A 26,892-nucleotide genomic window follows, 5' to 3' on the forward strand; every position below is an offset into this window, starting at 1 on the left:
TGTTGTGACCTAAAATTCGCGATGAACAAAGGTGACAGACTTCATGTACAAATTCGTGAGCTTCACCGTTGAGGAACTGTTCGAAAAAGTATGGGAAACGCCCATGGTCAAATTGGCCCACGACATTGGTGTTTCAGACGTCGCCGTCGCCAAAGCTTGCCGCAAAGCCAGTATCCCTCTCCCAGGCCGTGGCCACTGGGCAAAATCTGAAAAGCAGCGACAGCGCAAACCCAAGCCTCCTGCAGCCGAAGGTCAGGTCCGATTCCAGGTTCTCGACCGTGACACTCTGCCCGCCAAGACTGGCACTGATTCGAACTCTATAGTCCGGCGAACGATTGAAGCCCCCTTTGAATTGACCGAGCCTCACGCGCTAGTGAGTCAATGGCTAAAGAGCGCAAAAACGTCGAAGCTCAAGGACGGCTACCTCGATTACGCAGGCAAGCGAGTCTTGAATGTGATGATTTCGCGACATTGATCGAACGCTGCGCAATCCTTTTTGATGCGCTGATCAAAGAGAGTGAGGTTGAGGGTTATTCATGGAAGATCAACGCTGAAGGAAAAACCATTGTCACTGTTAACGGCGAGCCGATGGCCGTGCGACTCATGGAGCGTTTAGACAAACATCCGATACCGCCACCGCCTCCCCCCAAACGACGCCCTGGTGCTCCTTGGGAGCCTAATTTCATGTCCCTGCGAAGCCCGCAATTTGAATGGACCTCAACGGGCGAACTGACTTTTCAAATCGAAGCGCGGATGGATTACGGAGAACGGAAAAACTGGAAGGACACCAAGACCGCAAGCCTCGAGAAAAAACTTTCTAGCATCTTGGCGGGCTTGAGTTCCGCATCAGTTTCTATCAGTGCCCTCCGAGAGAAGGAGGAGGCAAGAGAACGTGAATGGGCTGAAGACGAGAGACGTCGTCTTGAACGCGCCCGCAATTCAGAGACTCAGCGTCGCCTCAGACGTAACCTCGTTAAACATACAGAGCTATGGGAACGCGCCGAGCGCTTAAGAGCCTTCATAAAAGGGGTGGAAAATCGCCTGAAATTTTCCCCACTAGTAGAACAAGAAATGGCGCAGACATGGGTTGATTGGGCTCATAAACAGGCCGACCTCCTGGATCCTATGCAAGGGAATCTGGCACTTATCACCACCTTGGACGTTCAGCTAGAAAGCTGGTTCAGTGGCTCACACTACGGTCAGGTGGAAAAAGGTTGGTGGCCTGAATAGTTGCCGATCCGCGGCACTATTGTCGTCCGTAGTAGGTAACACTGACCCGACTTTCACAGCCGACGCCATTCATTATTTCCATGAGGTAACTAGTGCAAAAAATCATAGATTCAACAGTAGCGATACTAATTAAAACTATTGACTCCAAAAAGGATAGCCGAAAGATTGCTTTGCAATTCATTCTTGAAGAACTCGATGCAGCAAGAAATGGAAATGACTTTGTTAGAGATAGAATTAAAAGCTTTTATTTTAATGAAAATGATTACATTGGCGCAATGGACCAAAGCTGGGAAGATGTTGATGGAGAATCTGGGCCTCAGCAGATTCTAGTTACGATTACCATAGCGCTTTCTCAGGAAGTAGGGGTTGATACGGCGGCGATGGTGAGAATATCCATCGCTGAATATTTAGCCCACCATTATAAATTTGGACGATTTTATAAAAGCTCAGAAGTTAAAGCCGCCTCGAAACCTCTAAACCTTTTTGAAATACTAGTTGATAATGAGAGCCTTCTCCATCCTCACTTCAAATTTTTATTAGAAAAAGAAAACAAGCCTATATGTGATGTATTATCTCGCTGGGCAAGTGGCTTTGAAGACAGAGACAATAAATTTAACTATGAATTTCAAACTACATTTAACTCGTCTTTTTGGGAGATTTATCTATACCAATGTTTTAAAGATTTAAATATGACAGTTGACTTTTCTAAAGCCAGCCCTGATTTTACAGTTAAGAACCCAAATGGGGAAATCATCAACATTGAAGCTGTAACGGCAAACCACGCTCATAATTCTGCCCCTGAGTGGAGCGGAGAGGAATTCAAACGCAATGATGATTTTTTAAATTTTGCTTGTGTAAGGATTTTAAATGCAATAAACAGTAAGCATAAAAAATTTTTTCAGACGTATTCACAATATGAACATGTCAAGGGTACACCATTTGTTGTTGCGATAGCCCCTTTCGAACAATCGATGTTTTTTATACAAAACAACGAAGCAATAAACAGAGTTTTATATGGACAAGGAATTGATAAATACAATGACTTTGTTGACATTGAGGTTCCTGTCGCCATAAAAAATGAAAATGTACCTCTCGAACTTGGAATATTCACAAATAACAAATACAAGGAAATTAGCGCCATCATTTTTTCGACTACAGCCACTATAGGAAAAGCTATCACGCAGACTTCATTAGCTAGAGATATAAGATCCAGTCGCTATCACGAGCAACGAGGCTTGATAATGGAGATAACGGAGAATGCAAAACACTTCGAAACACATCTTGACGGGTTACAAATTTTTCACAACCCTTACGCAATAAATAAACTCCCACCAGGTACTTTTGAACGTTACGAGGTGTCGCATTATCATTATGATACTGCCTCAAAAACTATTGACAACCAGCAAAAAAGCTACACTTTAATTTCAAGAAATATTTGGCCATCCTCATCGTCAGACAGCTAACAAGTTACCTAAACGGAAACAGTCGGCGATCGCCCTGCGATTATAACCAACCATTACTTTCCGCTTAACGAAGGAAATCGACGGTTTTGGCCGATTGCTGCCGATGGCAAAAAATAGGCAATATACCCATTGCGGACACTGCCTCACGGTTAAGCTAAAGGCTGCGGCACGCAGCCCCAATGAGTGCAACGAACTTTTGAAACTGGACGTAATTAATGGCGCTAGGACTAAATAAAAAGGCTATTGCCGCCAAGCCTAAAGGTAGAACTGCTGAACGCGAGTTTAGTGTTAGTCACGCTGGACGTTGGAGTTCCGTGATCATCATCTTATCGCGCGCCCTAGCGAGGGCCGTTGCACTTTCTTATTCTGCCCACTAATAACGAAGGGAAATCTTCTCGCCACAAGCGGGACACGAAACATCTACTTCCTTGAGGGCGCGTCGAGTTGGCTGCTCATAGGTCTCAGCTACAAGATTGGCACGCTTGCAATGCGGGCATTTATAGGAGGTTTTAAATACACTAAATCCGTTACCCAGGCTATGAAAATCGGCCCCTTCAGATGCGGCATTTAAAAACACTTGCTGATTTTTATCCATAGTGTGCCCCTTGCTTCAAGTAAATAAAAAATTGAGCGACGTCATCATACTCATCAATTGGTTGGCCTAAAGCAGTCGGACGTCGAATAGCACAAACTTATCGATCGCCACGCTACCTGCGTTTGCGTACACAATCGAGGGAGTGATTAAATTTCCGGCAGTAGATTTATTCGTCAACTTCGCCATCAGGCAGGTCGAGTTCGCCCCATAGGTCGTCGTCAGAAAGCTTTCTGAACTCAGGCATTAGATTTTTTGCAAGAGCCGAGGGAGCGCCCTCTAAGGCTGATGACGCAACTAGCGCATACCCGCCCCGATCAAGGCGAACTGACACCACACCTAAGTCCTCAAGGGCATCTCGAACGCTCACAACGAAAGACTCGCGCAAAGTACTTCGTCCCGCAAGGATGCGTAGGGTCTTTTCACTAACGCGAGCGCGTGTCTTCTCAGACCTCTTCAACAGCACGGCTAGCCTCAGGGCGACCGTCTCAGGCGTAGGGTATTTAGACCGCATGAAATCCTCCTCCAGAATCCGATTAGATCCCATAGTAGGATCTTAATTACAATCTGTAAAGGCCTCTAATTACTAACCAAGGTTTGAGCTAGCTTAGCTATTGGCGGTTCTTCGTCGTCGAATGCTGAGGGTCAGCGCCATCTGACAGCCCTACGTCAAACCACCCAAAAATTGGTCATCAGCGACAGCCTGCATAAAGCTTTCGTTGCAGATGATTGCTCAAATGGATGTACCGAGCACGACACATGCTTGCAGGATCTAACCTGTTAGCATCTCGACCAGACGCCGGCAAAGCGTCACCACAAGGCCCGCTCCACCAGCACTTGTCCTCTCCTTCCATCCAACCACCAACTCCGGACATCGAAATGTCCCCCCCGAATCCACCCTCCTACAGCGCTGGCGCAACAACGCCCAATCCTGGATCGAAGCCAAGCTCGCCAGTACGCGATAGTCGGGGTCGGGGTCGGGGTCGTGCTCGGCCAATGCCATTGTCGATCGTTGCCAGCGTCGACTATGACGCGCAGCTTCATGCTGCGCGCCCATAGCTGTGGCGTTTGGGGGATAACGATATGATTTGGATAAGCCGGCATCAGCCGGGTGTTGTATGTGAACCAGACACCCAAAGCTTGTAACCCCCTCCGCCGGCCGACGTTGCTCGACAAGCGCAGGCGTTGCGAATATCTGCGCCCCTATGAGCGAAAGTCCGCTATAGGCATTCATTCGGGCTCACACCTCTGAGGGAAATGATCACGTCCTGCAATTGCGATAGCGGAAGGGGGGCTGAGGTTGTCGCACAGGATCAAAGTGGCATCTGTCACCCGAGTGGGTCCAATGCGCCGCACAGTGCCAAGCAGCATATTGTTCTGTATAGCTTCGTTGGGGTACGTGGCCTGCGTGCCATCAGGCATGCTGACGATGCGGCGTAAGGCGCGGACGGGTACCCCATCCTGTGCGTCCTGTTGCACTGAACATCATTCCCCTGTTGGCCACCATGAACATAGCAAAGCCAAAGTATGGGTGAAGGGGCGGCCATTCGGGCGCGCTGACCGCGCTCATTCTACCCACGCCAATCCGGAAAAACGGCCTTCCCGATGCTTTTATTGAATCCCAAAGTTGGGTCGATAACAGAGTGACCCAGCGTCTGCAGCGAAGTCCCCAGAGTAATCAACTCCGCTACCGGTCCTTGACCCGCTCTGGTCAAGCATTGCAGATGTCCAAGGATGATGACCGCCTCACGTGCCCTGGACAAAGCCACGTTGATTCGATTTCTGTCCAACAAAAACTCGACGGGTCCAGAACTGCGCGTAAACAGTAGAATCACGATGTCTGCTTCATCGCCCTGTACGGCGTCAACCGTGGTGATAGCGCAAGAAAAACCCAGGTTGACCTGCGCCAAAGCGTCTTTTATCGATTCCTTTTGGGCTTCATAGGGGCAAATGATTAAAAACTTAAAAGCCTGGGCTTCCTTGCGCTTAGCTAATTGCCGTATCAACACTAACAGAGCTGCCCGTTCAGTACCGTTGACGCTGGATTTCGAAGCACCCACTTTCTTGTGTTTGTAGGACGTCACCTCTGAGAAGTCCAAAAACAGCGTCCGTTTGCGAGTGAGAGTCCATCCTGGCTGGTGGCGACTGGACTGCAGTTGATCGTCGTAAAACAATCGGCTCACCAACTGACCAATGTGTTCATCCATGCGGTGCTGCACCGTTAGCATCCCTTTGTTGCCAGCCGGCAACTGATCGAACCATTGCTGGAACATGTTTTCCTTCAGCAATGCTTCAACCTCCTTTAGAGGTAACCGGTAGCCCACCTCCTCAGAAAGCATTTCCGATGTCACGGTCGGCGGAAGCTGGTTGTGGTCACCCACCAGCACGACTTTATGAGCAACAGCGGCTGGTAAAAGAAGTTCGGCACCGAATGCCTTCCCCGCCTCGTCAATTATCGCGATGTCAAAGCTTGACCTACTCAGCGCGTAATCCTGACGCGCCATCCCGACGCACGTGACGGCATGGATTTTCCTTGGACCGAGCAACCATCTTGACGCACTGGAATATCCCGACGGCTCGTCCAGGAGCTTGAGCCAATCACGCCTTAGTTCGCCGTTGTTTTCCTCTTCGTCGCCCTCCCCCCGCACCGACTTCAAAAGATTGGGTTGCCAGCGCGTCTCGATTGGCGTGCCCTCGATGCGGTCGGCCGAGCCGTAACGGACAATTTCCTCTTCCAGCCAGGGTACTTCCTTGCGCAGTCGGCTAAGAAGATTGTCGACCGCTACATGGGTGGGGGCAGTAATCAGTATCCTTGGCCACTGCGTTTCCAACCCTTGCTTGAAAATGGTTTTGAGCCAATCGACCATCAGGGTCGTCTTACCGGTACCAGGTGGGCCCCAGATCGCAACCACATTCGCCTTGGATTGCAACAGCGCCATTACCTCATCGCGCCCCTTGTGTTGATGCGTAACGACCTCTGGAGACAATCCCATCAGCGTGTCACGGACGTTCGCGGACGCAAATTTCCCCAGCACCGCATTTTCAAGGGCGCGCGACAAAGTTTCCTGTTGATTACCCTCCATGGCCCGTTCAAGGCGATTGAGTGATGAGTGATCAATATCCTTGGAACGCATGCCCTTGGGTAGTTTGAGCTCAAGTCTGCAGGCACCGAGCGGTTGATCAATCCACTCGAATCTGGCTACTTGAAAAGCCTGCCACTGTCCGGATATCCGGAGACGAGGTTCGGCATCCTTGCTATCGCGGGTTAGCCATGAGTATTCAGTGCGTCCAACCAACACACCTTCGACAATTCTCCCTGCGCCGTCGGCACGTGCTGCGACGAAGCCACAGGAATTGACATCAGAGTAATGCTGCTGCTGATCTTGGTAAATTAACGAGAGCTTTCGCAAACGCGAGGCACTTTGCCGTTGTGACAGCATGGCCTTGTGTGCGTCCAACTCGTGGTGAAGCGCCAGAACAAACGGCATGAACAATGATCGGTCGGCATTGGTCTCATCTGCACCACCGATGACAAAAACAGTCAGCTCCGCATGCAAACCTAACGACACTGCCGATTTTGGGAGGTCATACGCAATGCTTTGAACCCTAAAGGCGCTCTTGTGCTCATCAACATGCGTCAAGATTGTGACTTTGCCCAACGAAAAAGCGATGTGTCCTGAATCGGCAACATGAATGCGAAGACGGCGAAACATATCGCCGCTCGCTTCAATCTTTTGATACGCCTCTACCAAAGCCGGCAGCTGCTCATCGCTGACTGCCAAGGGGATCGGTGACCAGCGCTCCCGGGTTCCGCTTACACGCTGGTGGCGCTGTACCCGCAAGCGCTTTGCGCCATAGCGAGCGATGTCCTGTAACCTCCAGATATCTGGGAAAACGTCAACGGTCTGACCCGGTTGCAAATCTTGATGATCTTTCCATCCGCAGACCAAGCTCAACTCTGCTGCCTGAAACTGGAGCACAATGCCATGGTCGTCGCGATCGACCACCTGAGCGCTGATCTGCTGGCCGCCATCGAAAGTAGCAGCCTCGAACAGCGCTCCCGCACCGGCGCAGACCACAGCAGAGCGGTGCTGGTGGTCAACGCTGACAAGCAAGCCGCGACGATCGACCACGAAGGGAGCATCAGTGGCTGTCAGACGATAACCGTGCAACCACCCTTCCCGTACTTGCGCTAGGGTGACAAGCCCCCCCTCGCGAGGAAAGTCTACTGGAAGCGCGAGAATGCCGGTGCCCGGCAAATCATCCGAATATCCCTCCAGAAAGCGTCGTGCGTACTCAGGCAATATGCGCTGTACAAACATAAGGTAAGCTCGCTCAGCCTGTACTTGCCCCAGCGCCAGATCCAGTTCGAACAAGCATTGACGAAAGGAGACACTTTCATCCCCGCCAAAGCGTTCGCTAACAATTTGTACGGCCTTGTCCCGACAGATCGTCAGTTCCGTGGCGATTGAGTTGCGTCCTTCAAGCTCGCCTGCGACCAATGCCAGCAGACGTTCGATATAAGCGTTTACGATCCCTGAACGCTTAGCTCGGTCGGCTGCGCGTATAACCTCAAGTTGGCGCTCCAGATCGGCGATCTCGCGCTTAACCTCCGCGGTGAGTTCACCGTTCCACCAAGTGACGGTCGAGGCAGCCAGCGTGATTCCCATCAGTAGCAAAAGTAACACGTGATTTAACCCTTTCTGAGTTCGACCATCTTTCCCGTAAGATCGAGCAAGACAGCCCGCATCTGGTTCTCTTCGGGAGAAAGCAGAGGGATCTGTTTCAACCGTCCCATCTGCTCATCAAAAAAATCGAAGATTCGCTGAAGGATTTCGTCCAACTGTTCCTGGTCCCTCATCCTGATCTGATTGTCCGATTGGGTCTTGGCCAACTGCACCTTTGCCTTTTCCAACTCGGCGTAAGAGATCTGTGCCCGACGCACCCACTGCGCCTCAGTATCCTTGTATCTGATATAGGCACTGCCTAGTTCCACGAACTGCCCGATTAACCCAATCGCTGCCTGCGCCGTCTGCATTTTGTGTGCGTAGTTCTTGGCGCTCGTCTCGATCGTGAGTTTTTCCAGCGTATGTGCATCGCGCTCAACTGACGCTGTGGCTGACTTCGCGACACTCGACACCTTCGGTAGATTCAACTTTCCAGCCATGCTGTTTTACTCCTCATCATCCTGGCTCAAATTCGACAGTGCCTGACGTAAATGGTCGTGTGCTTCTTCAAGTTGCTCATAGACCCGATCGAAGGCATCCAAATCAGGAAGGTCCGACTGACGGATATGCAGAAGCTCTTCAAAAGCCCCCTTACAACTTATTGCGCAGGCGATGACGAGTTCACTAATCCTACGATTGATATCGGCCTGTCGTTCGATGTCCCGCTTAGCAGACTCAAGAATCAGGGCTAACTCTTGCCGCTGTATGGCCAGCCGGTTGCTTTCACTCGACAAGGTTTTTTTCAATCCGTCGCGATGAGCCTCAGCATTCTTAAGATTGATATATGAGTTGACCGCTTCGAGCACAGCACCTGCTGCCTCCAAGACCATCAAGGCAGGATTTACCCGTGCACCAGCTTTGGCCACTGCCGATTTGAACCCATATTGGCCGGCATAGCGGGCGGTGTGAGTCATGAATATCAGGGTCTGCTTCATTTGATCGTCATCCTGCACCATTGGTGATCGATGCTGTACGGCTCGTCGCTGCAGAATCCGGGAATGAGCACAGAAAGGTCGATATATGGGATCGGGCTGACCACGTTATTCAATAGTTTTTCGTTGAAGGCGTCGGTGTTTTTTTGCAACCAAAAGGTGCTCGTCAACGGTTCGTAATAAACCATCGTCTCAATAAGTTGCCGTTGATTATCATGGGTGTGCATAGCGCACTTGATGATCATTCGAATTATCAAAACCTGTCGGCAACTACGTCGAGGTTTGTCCGCAGACCTCCAGGCACGAGGTCCTAGAGGATCGAAGGATTTCCACAGCCCACCTAGCAACCAATCAATGGGGACGTCAACATAGACTGTCTTCCAGGACTTTTTTCGTAACACGCAAATCCTGAGACGGGGATCATCTTGCAAATACTGCAATTGATCTCTTTGCGCAGCGCTGGCGATACCCTCCAAGACCAACTCGGTTACGGCTTTGCCGCCAAGCTGCGAGAACCGGCGCTCCTGCGTTGCATCGTAGGGGGGCCTGGGGAAACCCACTTGATCCTCGGGGGAGGAGTGAGCGCTGGCTTGCAACACGATTCGTCTGGACTCATCAGCAGCACTCAAAAAGAAACCTGATACCGCATTCACCCTCGACTCCCGCTCCAGGGCAACCGCTTCGACAAGACGATGACCGGCTAGAGTGGGTATCCCTTGCTCAAGCAAGCCGACTTGCGCCATCACCAGACCAATCGCTTGTACGGAGCTAAGCGGGAAACCCGTCACGGCCCCCAACTGTCCCATCGTGACCCCTTCACAGAGTCGCTCCAAAAAAAAACACAGGACACTGTCGAAGTCCGACGGTCGGTGTGCGACCGCTGTCAATTCAAAGGGCACTGCGCTGAAGGGCATTTTAACCGTCGGTACGTCAGGCTTTGGTACACAGGCGCGCAGGCTTCCTTCCAATCTGGTTTTGCGTTTGCGATCCTTCAGCCATCCAGAGGGACACTCCAGTCGCTGGAGGCTTACGGTTACGCTCGCTCCTAATCTCACCACTTCGCCAGCGTGGGAGATCCATTCCCACGACAATTCCTGCATTGGCACCCATATTTCATGAGCGTTCCAATCCAACTTGACGCCAGCACGCAAAATATCGACGACGACGGCGACTACCTGGTCGCCTACACTCATACGCGCAACAACCTGGCGCAAGCGCGCCTCACGAACGGCAGACAAACTGCCCTTCCACTCGCCAGCTTTCTTTTCGCTGGGTGCAAGCAGCAAGAACTCGACGGACTGCCCCTGCTGAACCACATCTTCGCAATGACTGATTCGACTTTCAGCCATTTCAGCTCGGAAGATGACGGCTTTAATGCCATCACAGGAGACCTTGATGAAGGTTTCGGCCACAAAGTCCACCGACCCGCTCAAAATATCTCCTTCCGAAACGCTGCGCGGGGTGTAGGACGGCGTCGATCCAGAATGTCTGGAGTTGCCCGGAGCAGACGGAGCAAACAGGGCACCAAGCAACTGATCTAAAAATGAAGACAACGGAGACTCCTTCCCTGGGATGGCTCATCGACATCAATAGCCTATAGCATCGGCCTCATGCATAAAAGCTTACGGGGCAAGATGAGAGTCGTTACTGCGGCACACTGTCACGGTCAAGCGTGAACCAATTTTAGCTGTAGACAAACCCTCCTCCAACTCACAATCAAAGCTCAGTGCCTCACGCGCAACGCGCGATGCTTGGCGCAACAAAAAAAATGCCGCTCAAATGAGCGGCATTTTTGCGTATGCGTATGGATCGGGAAACGAGACTCGCATCTAGCGTCCAATCCATTGAAGTCTAGGGGTTTTTTCCTGAGCAGGAAAAGACTCAATCCTGGACTTGTTTTTGGGGTATTTCAAGAGCGAAAAAAGGGTCAATTCAAAGCAAGGCTATTGGATTCTATCCAAAGCCAACGGACGAACGATCATCAAGCTGGCAGTGTCATTTTCAGAGGATCAACAGGGTATGAGTCCCCCCGAAAAGAAGTCCCAACCTCCCACGTTCACCAGTCAACTCACAACCGACACATAGGTGATTACGCCAACGATGCGCTACGCCTGTTGCTCAATCATGTGGGCCTTCCTTGTAATAACGCGGGTCTTGCTATCGAGATTGACGCGAACATCGTTCAGGCAAACACTGCACTCAATGTCGTAGGTGACCTGGACCCAGGCGATCTCGATTCGACTCTCGCCGATGTGGAAAACATGCTGCGCGAAAAATGGGATTGGGCGCTGCCGGAGCCTTTGCTTATGAAGTCTTTTGCTTCGATATCACTGGATATCACGAGTGCAATCCATTTCGCACAGCGGCAAACTAATAGTTAAGACCCAAAAGGAAGAGACAATGGAAGTCGTGATTTTGATCCCTGGCATCATGGGCACCAGCCTGGTTCTCCCGGCAAAGAATCCCGGCGATACAGAAGAAGAAGTCTGGCCGCCAACGCCGACCGAGGCGGCGCTGAGGTACAAGCGCCTGGATAAGTTGATGGACCCCGCCCTCAAGCCCGGCAGTCCGATTGACAAGGTCGCCTGTTATAACTTTTACAGCCTGCTGCGAACTCACCTAGACGATCTTAAGTATCCCCACGACGACAGCGCCAAGCGTCGGGTGGAGTTTGGCTACGACTGGCGACTCGATAACTTTCATACCGCCGACCTGCTCGCGCAGCGTATCGAGGCCGAGTATGCAAAGGGCGCCCGCAGTATTTCCCTGGTGGCACACTCCATGGGCGGGATGGTCGCCCGGCTGCTGCTGGAAGGCGGAAAATACGACGAAAGGCCCTGGTTCAAGAGCGTCCGGCTGCTGGTCACCCTGGCCACGCCCCACCTTGGAGCACCGCTGGCACTGGCCCGTATCTTCGGCCTGGATGGCGTCGCAGGGCTTAACGCGGCTGACGTTGCCAAGCTGGCCAATAATCCGGCGTACCCCTCGGCCTACCAGTTGATCCCGGCCCCGGATGAGGCGGCCATTTGGTCAATGGACAGCCCGGACCTGGCCAGCGTAGATCCCTACGACGCCGATAGCGCAAAAGACCTGGGCCTGGTCCCAGAATTGCTGGAGCGCGCTCGCGCCGTGCATGAGGTGCTGGCGCGCGAGCAACGCCCCGAGCATGTGCGATATGTCTATTTTGCCGGTAGCGGCCACCGCACCCTCACGCGAGTCAATGTGGTTCATACGCCTGGGCAAGCGGTTCAGCATTCGCAATCGCGGCTAACCTTCACGGACGACTCCGGCGACGGAACCGTGCCCGTCTACAGTTCATTGCCGAGCAAAGGGCAGCGCCAGATTGTTATCAATGAACACTCAACGGTGTTCAAGGGCTCTGCTTTTCGTCGAGCGTTCTTTCGTCTTTTGGGCGGTGATGCTGGCACGGCCCTGGAAAACGCGGACAACTTGGACCTAGAAGGTAACCTGCTGTCGGGTTCGCTGGACCGTCAAACCTATTCAATGGGCCAGGAAGTCGAATTGACGCTGCAGGTTGTCAATCGAAGCCAGGCGGATGAAGCGCCGCCGATCGATATGATCGCTGGTGAGCTAGTCCTGGAACGCCTGGACGCAGACAGTCTGAAGCCCTTGACTGTCACCCGTCTGCCCCTTGCCTACCAGGGCACGCCGCTGCGGCGGCTGAGTACTCTGCTTGCCAATATCACCTCAAACCCTGGACTTTACCGACTTACTTTCGAAGGCAAGCCGAGCCTGAGGGAGCCGCTGCCGTTTGTGGTCACCGCAAATGACTGAGATCGAGCAGTTTCGGCAACGCCTTGCCGCGGGTGCACTGTCAACGGGCCAGGAGAGTCAACTCGGCGCTGCAAACCTGAGCCCCGCGCGACGCGAGGCCTCCCTTGAACGATTGGCGTCCCTGATCAACGCCCGCGGGTTTAGCGGTGACACCGCAGGCCGTCAGTTGCTGATCGATGCAAGTCGTGGCCTGGATGCGATTGCCCCTGGCGCCGCCGTACCGCTGACCAGCGCCATGCGCGTCGGTATCGAAGCAATCATCCATGCCGACGGATCCCGGCCTTCGGTGATGACGTGCAACGACAGTATCGACGCACTGGATCCGACGCTGGGGTCGTGGCAGGTCAGGCTTTTGCAGGAGCCGGTGCAACTGCGCAAAGTCATAAGGGCCGTGGCCCGAATCAGCATTGTTTCCGCCATTCCGGAGCGGCCGATCCGCACCGTGGGTACCGGTTTTCTGACTGAAACGGGGCTGCTCACCAATCGCCATGTGCTGCAATGCATCGCCGTACCGGACAATCAGGCCCCCGGCCAGTGGCGTTTCCACGAAGGTGTCATCATCGATTTCGGGGCCGAGCGCGCCAGGACCGAGCCCCTGGCACCTCGTGCACTGCCAGTCCGCGTACTTGAATGCGGACCCGATGAGATCGGCCAAACCAGCAATCCGGCCTTGCTTGACCTAGCGTTGATCGAAGTGCAGGCAGACACCGCGGCTGTCGCGCTTCCGGCTTTTCTGGAGATTGAACGGGACAGCGCCAGTCTTCATTCAGGCAAGAACGTGTTTGCGGTCGGCTTTCCCGTCAGGCCCCAACCCGGCACCGAGGGTGGCCAGATTCTGCTGCGATTGTTCGGGGACGTGTTTGAGGTAAAACGCGTCTCGCCTGGCCTGGTGGACCTGGTACACGGTCAATTGGTTGGCGACAGTAATCCCCCCCGCTGCTTCAGCCATGACGCCTCCACCCTCGGCGGCAGTTCCGGCTCATGCATCGTTGATCTGGAAGGTAGTTGGAAAGTGATAGGTCTGCATTTTGGTGGTCGATCAGGTGTACGCAACCTGGCACATGAACTGGCGTGCGTTCAATGAGTGTGGTCATCAGCGACGACGACCGGCTGTTGGCGGAGCACGTCTGTGCGGGCGATTCGGCCTTTGCCGAGTGCTTCGCGGCAGCCCAGGACGGGGGCGACACAACCATTGCCTATGATGCGGTTGCCCCCTCTAACATAGCGTTGAAGGAGCGAATCGCTGCCGCCTTTGCCTACGCGCGCCTTGGGAAATGGCTTACGGAGCTTTGCACTCAATGTGTGGCTGAACGCGTGGTGTCACGCGACTTCATTGCAGCAGCCACCAGGCAGACCCCAAGTCTTAGGCTGGTGGGCTGGCAGAAGATGGTTGAACAGGACTCGCCCTTCAAACATACCGCTTTGCATGCAAAGGGTTTGATCTATGTCACAAACTATATTTGCCGCATTGTGATCGACGGACAACACGCAGGCACCGGCTTGCTCGTGCCCCCCGACATGGTGATGACAGCCGGGCATGTGTTCCTCAATCAAGCCCCGCTGATCCAGGGAGGCGCCGTGGAACCCCATTCATGGGAGCGAATTGAGGTGTTGTTCGACGACCGATTCGATTTCATCGAAAGGGATCTTGTGCGTGTGCGCCTCAAACCCCGCCCATTCAAGGTTGTAGAGAATTGGTTGCTGGCCCATGAGGCCCCCCTGAGCAACTCCGGCGGTGTCGCCACTGCCGATATCGATAAGCCGGACTATGCCCTAGTCCGTCTAGCCGGATCACCGCTCCCCTACGCCCGCCCGCTTCACATGCAAAGCGCCGCCCCCTTCCACAATGATCCGCTACTGATCATCCAGCATCCCCAGGGTAGCGCCCTATGCCACCATGATGGACTGGTCAAAGAACCTATCACTGGCTCAACGGCATTTCTGCATTCGGTCAATTCACAACCAGGCAGTTCCGGTGCACCTTGCTTCAACACCAACTTCGAGGTCGTTGGGGTACACACTGGCGAAGCGATAGGCTCGGACCCGGCGAGGAACGTCGCCTTGGGCATTAGCCTTCCTGCCAAAGAAGTAGCTAGATGGGTTGCGGAAGGCGAACCTGTCAGACCTTATTTTTACCGGTGCGCCAAGGGCACCATCCACCCGATTGTGCAACGGGAAAAGACACTCGACTGGCTGAAACAAGCGACCACCGGCGACAACAGTCGCATCCTGGCTATCAGCCCAGCCCCACGGTGCAAGACCGGCATGAGTTTTACAGCCGACCTCATCTCAGCGTTGCTGCCTAACGCAGAACATCGCGTTGTAAAGCTCTCCGCGCTGCAGTTTCACTCTCAAACGCCTCTGGGCTTTGTGCAAATGCTGATCGAAGCCTGCGGTGCGCCCTCCCCAAGGGATCTTCCTCTTCTCGATGGCGAGACCACCGCCGTGGCCTACATGCGCAACACCTTGGTCCCCGAGTTGATTCGCAAACTGCAGAAAATTCGCGACGGGCGCCTGTTCTGGCTGATCCTGGATGACTTGCGACGCCCGGACGATAGTCACGTCCCGCTGTCGGAGGGCACAGGCTTAAGGGAATGCCTGGATTTAATCTACGAGTCGGTGGCGGGATATGACTGGTTGCGCATTGTTTTGTTGGGTTACGACAGCGTGGCACCCGACAAAATCAAGAACTTCTGGACCAACGAAAAATTTGAGGAAGTGCGCCTGAGTGCATTTGTGGACTACTCACGCGGGCTTATCGATCGTATACCCGATCAAGGCCAGCGAAATGGCTACGGCTCTCTGTTTGACAGAAACCAACAGCAACTTGAAAACCTCCCACCGGAGCAACAATTGCCTATCGCGGCTGACTACGCCCGTTTTTTGCTGATGAATCTGGGAGTACAAGCATGATGGAGACTGAATCAAAAGCTCAATCTGCCGAACTCCTCGACGCATTCAAAGCTGGCCTTGAGGCCATAGGCACAACCGATCAGCCGGGTGACCCAGCCTCGGACCCGGTCGCCTGGGTTCTGGCGCTGGCCGCGCTTTGTGGGCCGTTCGATGTTCATCGTCTGGTGCGATTCGCCCGCGAATCCGAGCAGATGATGCTCGTAACAGAACTGATCAACAGAACCGAAGGCCTGACTGTCAACGGGCGCCGCCGACGCATGTTGGCGATCACCACGCGCCGCCGGATATTGGCCGATGTGCTTACCCGCCCTGGCTTGCTGCAATCGCTGCTCAACTCCTTTGCGCCGGCTCGCGAGGACGCCCAGGGCCGTGTGCTGCGCAAGCTACTCGCGGGCTGGCGGCCGGACCTGCGACGGCTTAGAGCCGAGCGCCTTAGCATCCTTTGCATTGCTCTGGGCTGGCTGCAAGGGCTGGCACCGCCCAAAGACGCCAATGGCCAGGACGGATTACCATGGCCGCAGATCGGCGAGGTCCAGCGCGAACAGGCACGCCGAGGGCGTAACTCGGAAATCCGCAGCTTGCTCTCGGGTGGCGTGGTTGGACGCGAATCAGATCTGCGCAACTTGCTCGCCTTCGTCGACAGCCCTGATAAGTCTAGCGCCATCATGATCGTTACCGGGGCCGGCGGAATCGGAAAGTCCACGCTGGTCGCCCGCCTGGCGAGTGCCTTGGCGACCCGCAAGAACCCGACGCCCGTGCTCAATTTCGACTTTGACCGACCCGCTCTTGATCCCGTTGGCCCAGGCCTGACCCTGGAGCTCACCCGGCAACTCGCCCAGCACCTGCCCCAATCCGCGGATGCGCTGTCCGAGGCAAGAACCCTGATCCGCGAAACCTTCGAACGCGGCGGCGGCCAGTCGGACTATAAGCAGAGCACCGAGACGAGCGCGGTGTCATCCAGCGGCGAGGCCGGCTTGATGATTGGTCGCGAGATCATAGGCACCAACTTTACCGGCAAGTCCGTGCTCGTCTTGCTCGACTCATTCGAAATGGCCGCCGCTCAAGGCCATACAGCGGTCACGGCGCTGCGCGATTGGCTGGCGTATCTGACTCATGACGTCGGTATGCGAGGTGTTCGCGCCATCGTTGTTGGCCGGGCAGCCGAATCAGCGGCGAACCTGTTGCGCATTAAAGAAGGCGCCATCTACCGGCTTGGACCATTGACCCCGCCCAATGCCATACGACTGCTGAAACAATCCGGGCTGGATGAGAAGCGCGCGGTAGAGGCAGCTAGTTCGCTGGGGGGCAATCCACTGGTCCTGCGCCTGGCCAGCCGTTACCTGCTCGAGCATCCCGAGGTCTCAGGAGATGCACTGCTTGAGGGTGTCGAGGTCAACGAAGCCCTGACCCAGGGTGTGTTGTACCGACGCATTCTCAACCGCGTGGGTAATGGCGATGACGATCCGTTACGTAAGCTGGCTTATCCTGGCCTAGCATTAAGGGTGATCACACCTGGGTTGTTGCGGGATGTCCTGGCTCCTATCGTGCTGAAAAACAGCGTCCACGGTGCAAAGGAAAACGCTGCACTGTTTGAGCGCCTGGCTCAACAGGTCTGGCTTGTGGATCAGGAATCCGAGCGCCGTGTGCGTCATCGCCGTGACCTGCGCGAGATCACTTTGCGTTTGCTGCGCAACGACAGCGCCATGGGCCCGCTGGTCGATGAATTGCACTCGAAGGCGATCGAGTATTACACCAACATCCGTGACCCTGACCTGCCCGCGGATCGGGCGCGTCTTGAGTTGGTGTACCACCGCTTGATGCTGTTGGCCCCCGACGAGGATCTGCCGGCCAGTGAGCGCAGTCTCGTAAACGTCACCATGGCGGGAGAGTTCGATGAACTACCACCCCATACAGCCGCCTTAGCGCGCTTTCATTCGGGGCAGCGCCCAACAGTTGATGACCTCAAGTTTTTACCGGAGGTCTATCAACGCGACGCCACCGCAGAGGTCGCGTGGGCCGCCATCGATACAGGCCGCCCCGAAGATGCGTTGGCACTCTACCGAGAGCAGCGTCCAGTTCCCGTGTGGCACCTGATGGCGCTGCATGACACTGTGCAATGGCGACTCCCTTTACGTTATTTAGACCTCGAATACCGTGCCAGGACTGCCAACGAACCCAACACGCAACGTCGCGAGAGCATTGACGAGTCAAGAGCTGTGACCGCTTTTCTACACTTGTGGCGAAGAGAGTTTTATGAAATCGCAAGCCCTGATGATGAAGCATTCACAATCAAACTTTCATCAAGTACGAGAACCGCTCACTTGCGGGCTGCCGCAGCATGGGGAGTAGCCGCTTTGCTTGATGGAGAACTCAAGCATCCGGGGTGGCTTGCGATGCGAAAGATGCTTGGGCCCGAATTCAAACATGGCCAAAGAGATGCGCTCGTTGCCAAAGCAGAGGCCCGGCTGTGGTTGCTACTTTGGAGCGCTGGGCACTTGAAACCTGATGACAGGATTCCGATTCTGGCTGAGTCCCTTGCACTGACCCCTAGTTTTTCGAGCAAACTGGTCAGTCTCTGGGATGACGTCCCCAATGAGCACCGGAACCAGGAAATGCACCAGGAAATGAAGATTCGCTTGCCCGCTCCAGTCGCGATGCTGACCGGAAAACTGGCACGCAATATTGAATTTTCCATTCAAAAGGATCGGGTCAACCAGCGAAGTAACTTGGAAGCTGCTGGTTTTGCTCCTCAGGATTTCCTGCCTGGCCTGATGACAGAACTTCAACCCGCGACCCGTAGATTGCTGCGATTGTTTGTCTCCAATAAGCATTCACGAGAAACCCTCGTTCATTCTCTGCTTGATTACCCCCACTCCCTATTTTCCGACTTTACGCCGAGTGACTTGAAACCAAATCAGTGGTTCAAGGCTGCCTCTGAAGGTGATGGCCTGCGAGCGACCTTGCCACTGATTGAATGGTGTGGGCGACTGGGGCAACTCTCCCAAGTGTGCCGCGTCGCTGGCAATATGTCCGATGAGGAGACCGGACCCTCGCTGCTTGAATTGGCGAGCGCCTGGCGCATGCTCGAAGGAGTCTGCGCCAGGGAAACGAATTACATACGACGGAAATTAACGCCTTAACGATAAGGTTCCAGCTAATTTGGGTAAGGCGCAGGCAATGTCCACTCGGCCTTGTCGACGCCCAGCTCTTTCGCCGCAAAGTACGCCTAATGCGGATCAGCCAAGTGCGCACGCCCCACGGAGACCAGGTCCAGTTGCCCGGCCACCGCAGCGTTCGATTAGCTGGTCAATTAAGCTATCTGAAAGTCGCTCGGCGACACCGGATCAGTAACGCTGTACAACACGTGAGAAGACAAGCTGGCGTCGCGCGGGCTTACGTGACTCACGGCCGGCTACTCAACCGTACCGTATTACCTGAGTGTACAAATCCTGCCCGGCATCGATCTCTTGACGCGCTATCACCTCGAGTTCCTTGGCAAATTGCGTCATGGTTGACTGATAATCCTTGCCGTCGGCCGGGTCTAGGATATAGGCCTTGGTATTGTCGAATGTCCCGTCGCCCACCACTCCGCGTAGCACTCGTACGTGGCGACGCAGCCCGCCGGCGTCCAGACCGGCCGCGATCCACAGCGGCCCGTGCTGCTTGAGCAGGCTCTCATACCCTTGCGGCTTGAAGTTTTGCGGCGCTTCAACTCCCATGCCCAGACGCGAAGCGAAATCTGCAAACTGCGGTCCGCTCAAGCCGGTGCCGTTATTGAACAGGCTCACGTACTGCGGGCCGGCCATCGTCGCCACTTCCAGCTCCGAATAAGCCCTGCCCTTCTTCCAGCTTACCAGCATGGCGGCAGCCGCTGCCCAGCAGCTCCAGCCTGTTGTTTGTTTGATCGGTTTTACATCCAGCATCGTATTGAGTGTGGCCATCACTTTTCCCTCTTCATGTAACAGATGGAGGCACCTGGGCGCCGCCGGAGCGATCGAACTTGACCAGTTCGACCCTGGAATCGGCGCCCGCGACTGTTGCCCAGCGCCAAATAAACAAAGCTCGGCGCCGCACCTGACCCAGCGCAAGGTCGCGCGTCAAATCCTCGAATTCGATGCGCTGCGGTAGCGGCCCCGCAGCATGCAACACCACCGACATCGATTTTTCTTCCGCACCCGGGCCGATCACCGAAAATACGCAGGGCGCCGGTGCAACCACTGCCTGGGCGACGATATCGACCTCCACCACCAACTCATGCGTGGCGTCGTAAAGCATAGACAAGGTCAGCCGGTCACCGGGGAGCAAAGCCGAACTGGTACTGGCTTCTTCCGGGGAGTACAACTGCGACAGTGCAATCGCGTACGGTTTGCCCTGGTCCAGTGGGTATCGTTTGTCGGGGCCGGGCGTCACATCTTCCACCGCCAGTGGAGCGGACAGGACGGGTTTATGATCGCGGTCCCCCGCACGGGAAAAAGTGATGCGCAAGCGCGGTTTGAAATCGCTGTCGTCCTTGGCAAACAAACCGGACTCGCGGGCCGTCACACCGAACGCCAGATACAAGGTCGACCCGACGTCATATTCCTTGCGGTCGGTCGCCAGTACGATGCGTTTGCTGTTCCCGCTGCCTGCGACTTCCTTGGCATGAAACCTGGTGGGGCTTGCCAGTTGCCGGTCGTACGAAGGATCCCCGAATGCGATGGTCGTGGTGCGAACCGGCAGCACGCTGCGGATGCCTGGATCGAGCACCAGCCTGATCGTGCACAGGCTTACCGTCGCTTCCGGCAGCGCGGCCGCGTTGCCGGAAGCGACATTCGATGGGCGCACCCAGAACAACAGGCGGATCGAAGTATCGACGCTGGCCGCGCGCAACAATGCGCGCACCTGCGCCACTTGCGTACATTCCCAGCTGAAGTCAGCGCTAAACTCCACTTTATTGATGACGCTCAGCGCGAACCTACTGCTGCCAATCTCCAGGCTCGCCGCGCGATCAAGCTCGAGGCCGGCGATCTTGTTGCCCCCCTCCACTCCGCCTGCCTTACGGGCGCTGACAGCGACCGACAGCTTGCCATTCCAGTTCTGCCCGATCAGTTCGCCGCCGAGGATGCGTAAGGCCACCCTGACTTGTCCTGTGCCGCCGCCGATGCGCAGGATGTCGACGTTGCCGTCAAAAGTCTTGAACAACGTGTAATGGCCTGCGCTGTCGAGGTCGGCCTCCGACAGGTAGGTTCGTCTGCGAAACGCCAGCTCAGGCAACCCGGTCTTCTGCGCGATCAACTCATCATCAGCATCGCCCGGCAACAGCGGCGAGCGCGGTGAGCGCAACTGGTGCGCGGCCACAGGCCCCGAATTGCCGGGCCGTCCGAAGCGGGCATGGTCAGGATCGAACGACCCCTCGTCGGCCGGAATCGTCAGAGACGCCACCGCCACCTCGAACACACCGGGACGGCGCCCTAGCGTGGCGCGCTCGATTCCCGGCAGCAGCAGCGGCTCGGCTCCGCCGGGGACACCCGTCAACTCCAGCAGGGCGCGTTCGACACTGCTACTGACCGGAGCCCGGCGCCGCACCGGCGCAGGTATCAGATGGCGCGCTGGCGGACCATCGAATGCCAGCGCGGTATCGCGATCATAGGCCACCCGGTTGGCGAAGCTGAGGTAGTACGCCTCGGGCGCGAGCGGCCCGCCGACGCCATCTTCAGGAAAATCTTTACACACCGCGAACGCGGGCCAGCCAAAACGCTGAAAGCGCGCCGCAAAGCCTGCTTCGGGCGACAGCACTGGCAGTTCGGCACCAAGGCTCGGCCCCATCCGCTCCAGTCCTTGCAAGGCGACCGAAGACGGCCAGCCTAGTGCGCCTGAAGGACCGATCCGGGGCATGAATTGGATCTCGGAGGCCGGCCGCGTCAGCCAATCGTCGAGCCGACCGGGAATCGACGCCACTGTGATCAGAGGGGCACCCTCGTCGCCCACTTCCTGGATCGCGATCAGGGCTGCGCGATCCTCATCAAGAGCACGCTCTACCAGCGCAGCATTGAGCTTGCTTCGCGGGCTGCCCATCAGGACAGCCTTGGCAACCAGACGGTATGCCCCAATCCGGCGCGCGCCATCGCGTGACAGCACGACCAGATCGGCAGGCAGCATCGTCACTGGTTCGCGATACGGTACTTGCCGTTGCGTGTCAGCGCGGATCTCGACCCGAATCACGCCCGGTCCCCGGGACGCATCGCCGTCAGTGGTGCACGGGTGCAGCGACGCGACATCCCATCCAGACACGGGCGGCTCAGGAACCGAGTCTACTCCGCCATCCTGGTACCAGCGCCGCGCCACAACCAGCAAAGTTCGCAAGAAGAACGGCGCTCTGGACAGGTCGGCGGCGGCCATCGGCATCGGTCTGGCCTGCTTCGAATCCCATTTTTCAAAAAAGCTTTGTTCAACGGGCAACATGTCGGCCAGGGACAGCCCGGGCGACGGTCCGGCCACTCCTGCTGCAGCAAACCGCCGTGCAACGTCGGGCGCGTCCACATCGGCGGCCAACCCGATCGCACGCAGCGACTCCATATTTGCCAACGAATGTGCCGACCAGATGTCGACGCTGGCGGTATGCCAAACGCCGCCGCGCTGCTCTAGCATGATGTCATTGCCGGGTAACTGGACCCATGGCATCACGGCCAGCAGCGAGCGCTCGAATTTGCCGAAGCGGAACTGAAGGGCCGAGCTGCCCAGAAAAAGCGGAGTGTGGGCGTGATCTCCGGCCAGCCCCTTCCATAGGTATTCAATCATGGAAGCATCGTAAAACCCCGACAGCGCGCGCGACATCGGCGCCAGTGTAGCCCTGATCAACTGGTCATCACCCGCGGTGCGGAATGTGCCGAACCGGTAGCGCGGTGCCCAATAGTAATAGCGTTTGCCAGGCTCGGCCGATACGTCGATGGCCTCCAGCATCGCCGCCGCAGTGGTGATCGAGATGGAGTCGAGTGACTGCCAGCGCGCCTCACGCGCAGGTTTGCCGGTTGGCACGTCGACCTGGATCAGCCGGTGCTCGGCTACAGCGAGCAGGCGTATCGGGACGCGCACGGTGACACGGGTATGGCGTACCAATTGGGCGGCGTCGATGCGATGACGTTTGAGCTGCAGCGTGACTTCATGCCGGGCAAGCCGGGCATCGGGCGCGATGCTGAATACGCGGCTCAGCGGGTTGAGCGGTGCCCCCGCCAGCCCCGGTTCGAACCAAGTGTCATCTTTCAGACCGAACTCGACCTCACCTGGCTTTCTCATGCCATTCAGCGGCCAGGCGATCGCGCTTTTGACGACAACCATTGCGTTGATGTCGAGCACGTGTTCGGTCTTCGCGGGTCCAGCCAGCAAGCGATGGTCGATGGCAGCATCGCCGGCCTTGGCAATGCAGGACACGCGCATCCATACGCTTGTCATCGGTATGCAGGTCGTGTTGTGTGTGAGGGGCCGGAGCGGGGGCCGGGCCGCAACGACAGCCTCGATATTTCCACTCACGACGTAATCGGTGTGCGTGATCGCGAACAGTGGAGCGCCGGTTCCAGTGCCGCTCAAGCTTGCGCTCACCACGCCGGTGTTGTGGTCAACCCACAGCACGGAATTGAGCGCCGCGTCGGCTTTCAGATCCAGCCATTGCCAACTACCGGTGCGAAACACGGCCAGTGCCGTAGCCACTGTCGGGGCAGTCGCGCCGTCTGCCATCACCGCCAGCGCGCCGTCGATACGCAGAGTCGAGCCGGCCTTGCGGATCGAGACGGTTGTGGCGACGTCGATCAGCCAGATGCCGTGCATGTTCGGGTCGTGCGCATCCGGCGCCGGTGCAGTAAATACCAGGTCTATGCCATCACCGACTTGTTTGTACGCCTCGCAAAAGAGGATGGCATCATTGCCGAATAACCGCGCACGCAGCGTGGCGTCACGACTCGTCAGTCCCAGACTGATCGTCGCCGCCACCGGTTTTTTCGAGCCGATGCCCTCGGCCGATGCGGCGAGTACGACCGAGCAGCCGACGTTATCGTCCTTTCGATCCATGAACTTCAACAGCCCGGTCTTGTCGTCGTGCACGCTCGCTACCGCAAGCCAGCTGTGGCTCCACGCGCTCGTAGCGGGATCGTGCTTGAGGGTGAGCTTGAACAGGTCGCCCCCACGGTAGACTTCATCAGGGCCGAAGGGCTTGGCGGCTTCGGCCGACAGTGCCGGATCGAGATCAAGACGCATGCTGCCGACAACCTGAATATCAGTGGGCACGCCATCGCTGTCGAAGCTGGCATGGAGCAGGCGTAGCGGCTTGAAGCGGAACGGGCCATAGGCGATATCGTGGCGCCTGACCTGCTCGGGGCCGTCGGGCGCCTCAAAAAAGCGCCATTCGTGCAGTGAGCCCGGAAAAGCAGAAGGCAGGAACGCTTGCCCGGTAACGCCCCGTGCGCTTTCCACCGGATTTTCGGCGCCCTCAAACTTGCCGTCAGCCAGAGCGAGGTCGCGCACATAAAAACACAAGTCGAGCGGGAAGCCCGGGTCAGCCTTTTTCGCACTGCCCTTTCTGAACGACACCACATCGGCCATCGTGAACAGGTTCCACTCTTTCTGCTTCACCGCTCCGTCTTCGTCCCGCATGCGGTGCGATACCAGCCGGCCTGAGGCCGTTGCCTCGGGCGCCATTCCGAAGCCGCGCGAATCCCAGCGTCGGTTCGCTGAATCGAACAGGCTGGCAGCAAAGCCGGCAACATGGATTGACCCCTTTGCGTCCGGCTTGAGTTCCGTGTCGTCAGCGATGAATGTCGCCCGATCCAGGCCGCCCACTGCCCGCTCGGGGGTGTATTCGACACCGTCGAGCGTGTAGCTACCGTACAGGCTGCTTGTGATGTCCACCTTGAACGATGTTTTCCAGGAGTAAGGCTCCACCAGCCCATCAACGGCAATCGCGGTGGCGGTTCCCCCCACCGTCTGCCATGGGCTGGCGAAGGCCGACTGGGTACGCGTCAAGGCCAGCCGCACCCGGTTCGCGCCCCACACCTTGCGCATGCCCTCCAGGTCGAGCGAGGTCACCGCGACGCTCGCAATCTTCTCGGGGGACACTTTGGTGTCCCGCTCAAGTGGCGGATCAGACCAGGCGAACAATTCGTCCAACTGCGGCACGTCGAACCGCAGCGCTGCCTCAATGGCCAAAGGTTGGCCGGGTATCGGGGGCAGAAACTCGATCCCCGCCAGGGAAGGAAGCAACAAAGTATCGGCCCGGAACTCAGCGCCGCGCTCGGGGAACACGTAATGCCATGTGAGTGCGCTTTTCGGGAGCAGACGCGGCAGTGCCGCATTGGCCTCCAGGCTCAGTGTGAACGTTGCCCCCAGGTTCATCGGCAACAGGCTGCGCGAGATCGATGGCTCGGTGGCCGAGGCGACGCTGCGAGTGAGCGTGTGATTACTGATGAAGGGGTTGGGCCCGGCCGGTAGCCAGGCAATGTGCTGCACCGGACCGGTGTCGAGGTTGCCTCCGACTATCTGTTCGACCTCGAGCTGCCAGCTATCGTCGGCAGCCTGCCAGGTGAACTTTCCCTTCAGGCCTAGTCGTGGGGTGCTGGCGCCCAGACAGATCGGAAGTTCGCGCGTGGCTGCCGGGCCGCGACGCAAGTCGGGCAGTGCCTCGGCTGCGGTGGGACTGGTCTCGGCAGCAAACAGGAAGCCACGGTACATCGCCTTGGCCCCGCTCACGGTCAACTGGCCCCGGCGCGCGCGGATCGGCCCGACGCCCGTCTCCCAGTGCATGGTCAGCGCCAGTGCCAACGCGTCATTAATCCGGATGCCTCGTCCTGCGCCGGTTCCAGTACCTGCCACGATGTTCCCCGCCAGCACCGACGCGGTTTTTTGAACGGACTCCGGCGGCTGCGCAGCCGTATCTTTCTCCTTTGGCAGGCCCAGTTGCAGCCAGCCACCAGCCACCGGGAAATACAGGAACGAGGGGTGCTTGTCATCGGGCGCTTTGGCACGCGCCTGACGGTACAGATTGAGCATACGCCCGGCGTGTTCGAACAAGGGAACGGTCACGCTCTGGGCGCCGGCCGTGCCGGTCAGTGCCGTGGTCCAGCCGTCGTCGGCCCCTTTGGTAAAGGCCAGGCTCAGCTCCGGGTTCTGGAGCGTACCGGCTGTCAGGTGCAAATCGAACCCGGCGGCCGTCTTGATCCACCTGATGCGCTCCACCAACACCGAGGCCAGCGCCGTCACCTCGCCCGGGTAATTGCTGCGTGTACGCAAGCGCACCGAAACCGCGCTGCGGTCGATCTCCATCTCGAAATCACCCGCAGACCCGGCGACAGGAATCAGCGTCAGGCGGTTGCCCTTGAGTTTCAGGGGCCAAATCAAGGGCGGCACCAGCGGCCTGCGGTCCAGACTGATGGCCAGCGGCGACTCCCCCTCAAGCGCCAGATCGGTGAATGCGGCTCCGATCCTCGCTTCCAGGGCGTCCATGGGGGCGCGGTCCGCACCCGGCTCAGCGACCAGCCGCAGCAGATAGCCGCCGTCCTTTCGGACCTTGTCCCGGGCCAGATCGTATTCGAGCCGGAATCGCCCCTTGATGGACGCATCGGCCCGGCCGCCATAGTCGCGGGTGGGGTCGGGCAGCGAGCCAGTGAATTCGATGCCTTCGGCCATAAGCGCCAGCGGCAGCCGAGAAACCGCCTCCGTCTTCAGGCCGCCGAACAAGCTCTTCTTTTCGGCGCCCAGGAGTATGCACAGTGAGCTGTCATCGAGCTGCAGCATCAGTTGCGTGTCCCCACCCTCGACCCGAAAATGCGGAACACTGGCCTGGGCCTTGTTGTGATCGGGATCCCACTTCCCGGACTTTTTTTCAGTGTCCGTCTGGTCCGGCCACTGTGCCGAGGCCGGCGTGACCAGCCAGTCTCCATAGTCGTGACCGGCGAGCGGCAGCACTTTGCCCTCTTTGCCGCCCACTCTGAGCCGGTCGGCGTCGTATTCCGGATACGCGGCTGCATGCAGCCGGAGTAAATAAGGCGTATGCAACTGCACTGTTCCGCCCGGATCGATCTCCACGTTTTCGGTGACAGTCGACATTATGAGCGCCCGCAGGCCCGCCGTTTCCCTGACCACTTGGTCGGTGACAACGTCTTTCAAGCGCAATGCGGCGCGCAGTTCGGCTTCATAGCACGGGGTATCGGGCCTGCCGCCGAAGACTTTTACACGTCCAAGCAGGGTATTCGGTACTGAAGTTGCCATTCGCTCTG

At 56.8% G+C, this 26,892-nt stretch carries 15 protein-coding genes and 1 pseudogene; 8 read left to right on the forward strand and 8 right to left on the reverse strand.

Going from position 1 to position 26,892, the window contains the following annotated elements:
* Nucleotides 1-43: 43 nt before the first annotated feature.
* The 3 genes from NK667_RS16125 (at nt 44) to NK667_RS16135 (ending at nt 2,693) form a co-directional block, all read left to right on the forward strand.
* Complete coding sequence (locus NK667_RS16125) at nt 44-475, forward strand: hypothetical protein (RefSeq protein WP_236708602.1); 432 nt, start codon at nt 44-46, stop codon at nt 473-475.
* Nucleotides 382-1,230, forward strand: coding sequence for a hypothetical protein (locus NK667_RS16130; protein WP_236708603.1), 849 nt, complete (start codon nt 382-384; stop codon nt 1,228-1,230). Before NK667_RS16125 ends, NK667_RS16130 begins: the two co-directional genes overlap by 94 nt.
* Before the next feature lie 92 nt (nt 1,231-1,322).
* The gene (locus tag NK667_RS16135; RefSeq protein ID WP_054615430.1) at nt 1,323-2,693 is read left to right on the forward strand and encodes a hypothetical protein; all 1,371 of its coding nucleotides are present in this window, start codon (nt 1,323-1,325) and stop codon (nt 2,691-2,693) included.
* A gap of 373 nt (nt 2,694-3,066) precedes the next feature.
* On the opposite strand, the gene NK667_RS16140 is transcribed toward NK667_RS16135, so the two are convergent.
* From NK667_RS16140 to NK667_RS16160, 5 genes are all read right to left on the reverse strand, one after another.
* A complete protein-coding gene (locus NK667_RS16140) occupies nt 3,067-3,288 on the reverse strand; it encodes a hypothetical protein (RefSeq protein ID WP_152980974.1) in 222 nt (73 codons plus the stop codon).
* 1,568 nt (nt 3,289-4,856) lie between these two features.
* The gene (locus NK667_RS16145) at nt 4,857-7,973 is read right to left on the reverse strand and encodes a DEAD/DEAH box helicase (RefSeq protein ID WP_054615433.1); all 3,117 of its coding nucleotides are present in this window, start codon (nt 7,971-7,973) and stop codon (nt 4,857-4,859) included.
* Nucleotides 7,974-7,978: 5 nt separating this feature from the next.
* The gene (locus NK667_RS16150; RefSeq protein WP_054615434.1) at nt 7,979-8,452 is read right to left on the reverse strand and encodes a hypothetical protein; all 474 of its coding nucleotides are present in this window, start codon (nt 8,450-8,452) and stop codon (nt 7,979-7,981) included.
* 6 nt (nt 8,453-8,458) lie between these two features.
* Nucleotides 8,459-8,947, reverse strand: a complete 489-nt coding sequence (locus tag NK667_RS16155; protein WP_054615435.1) for a hypothetical protein — start codon at nt 8,945-8,947, stop codon at nt 8,459-8,461.
* Nucleotides 8,944-10,497: a hypothetical protein gene (locus NK667_RS16160; protein WP_152980976.1), complete on the reverse strand. Its 1,554-nt coding sequence runs from the start codon at nt 10,495-10,497 to the stop codon at nt 8,944-8,946. The genes NK667_RS16155 and NK667_RS16160 overlap by 4 nt, the downstream gene beginning before the upstream one ends.
* Nucleotides 10,498-10,890: 393 nt before the next feature.
* Between NK667_RS16160 and NK667_RS16165 the strand changes: the two genes are divergently transcribed.
* From NK667_RS16165 to NK667_RS16185, 5 genes are read left to right on the forward strand one after another with little or no spacing between them, the layout of a single operon-like run.
* The gene (locus NK667_RS16165) at nt 10,891-11,325 is read left to right on the forward strand and encodes a hypothetical protein (RefSeq protein WP_236708604.1); all 435 of its coding nucleotides are present in this window, start codon (nt 10,891-10,893) and stop codon (nt 11,323-11,325) included.
* Nucleotides 11,326-11,344: 19 nt separating this feature from the next.
* Nucleotides 11,345-12,739, forward strand: a complete 1,395-nt coding sequence (locus tag NK667_RS16170; protein WP_054615438.1) for an alpha/beta hydrolase — start codon at nt 11,345-11,347, stop codon at nt 12,737-12,739.
* Nucleotides 12,732-13,823, forward strand: coding sequence for a trypsin-like serine peptidase (locus tag NK667_RS16175; protein WP_054615439.1), 1,092 nt, complete (start codon nt 12,732-12,734; stop codon nt 13,821-13,823). Before NK667_RS16170 ends, NK667_RS16175 begins: the two co-directional genes overlap by 8 nt.
* A complete protein-coding gene (locus NK667_RS16180; RefSeq protein ID WP_054615440.1) occupies nt 13,820-15,652 on the forward strand; it encodes a trypsin-like serine peptidase in 1,833 nt (610 codons plus the stop codon). The genes NK667_RS16175 and NK667_RS16180 overlap by 4 nt, the downstream gene beginning before the upstream one ends.
* Entirely contained in the window at nt 15,649-18,792 is a 3,144-nt protein-coding gene (locus tag NK667_RS16185) for an AAA family ATPase (protein WP_054615441.1), read from the forward strand. Before NK667_RS16180 ends, NK667_RS16185 begins: the two co-directional genes overlap by 4 nt.
* Nucleotides 18,793-18,806: 14 nt before the next feature.
* Here the strand turns inward: NK667_RS16185 and NK667_RS16190 are convergent.
* The 3 genes and pseudogenes from NK667_RS16190 to NK667_RS16200 form a co-directional block, all read right to left on the reverse strand.
* Nucleotides 18,807-18,944 (reverse strand): annotated as a pseudogene (locus NK667_RS16190) (NADH:flavin oxidoreductase/NADH oxidase); the annotation flags it as partial.
* A 124-nt stretch (nt 18,945-19,068) separates the two neighbouring features.
* Complete coding sequence (locus NK667_RS16195) at nt 19,069-19,593, reverse strand: papain-like cysteine protease family protein (protein ID WP_054615442.1); 525 nt, start codon at nt 19,591-19,593, stop codon at nt 19,069-19,071.
* Between the two features lie 13 nt (nt 19,594-19,606).
* Nucleotides 19,607-26,884, reverse strand: a complete 7,278-nt coding sequence (locus NK667_RS16200; RefSeq protein ID WP_054615443.1) for a hypothetical protein — start codon at nt 26,882-26,884, stop codon at nt 19,607-19,609.
* Nucleotides 26,885-26,892: the final 8 nt, after the last annotated feature.

This window comes from Pseudomonas nunensis (assembly GCF_024296925.1).
In the GTDB taxonomy this organism is placed as follows: domain Bacteria; phylum Pseudomonadota; class Gammaproteobacteria; order Pseudomonadales; family Pseudomonadaceae; genus Aquipseudomonas; species Aquipseudomonas nunensis.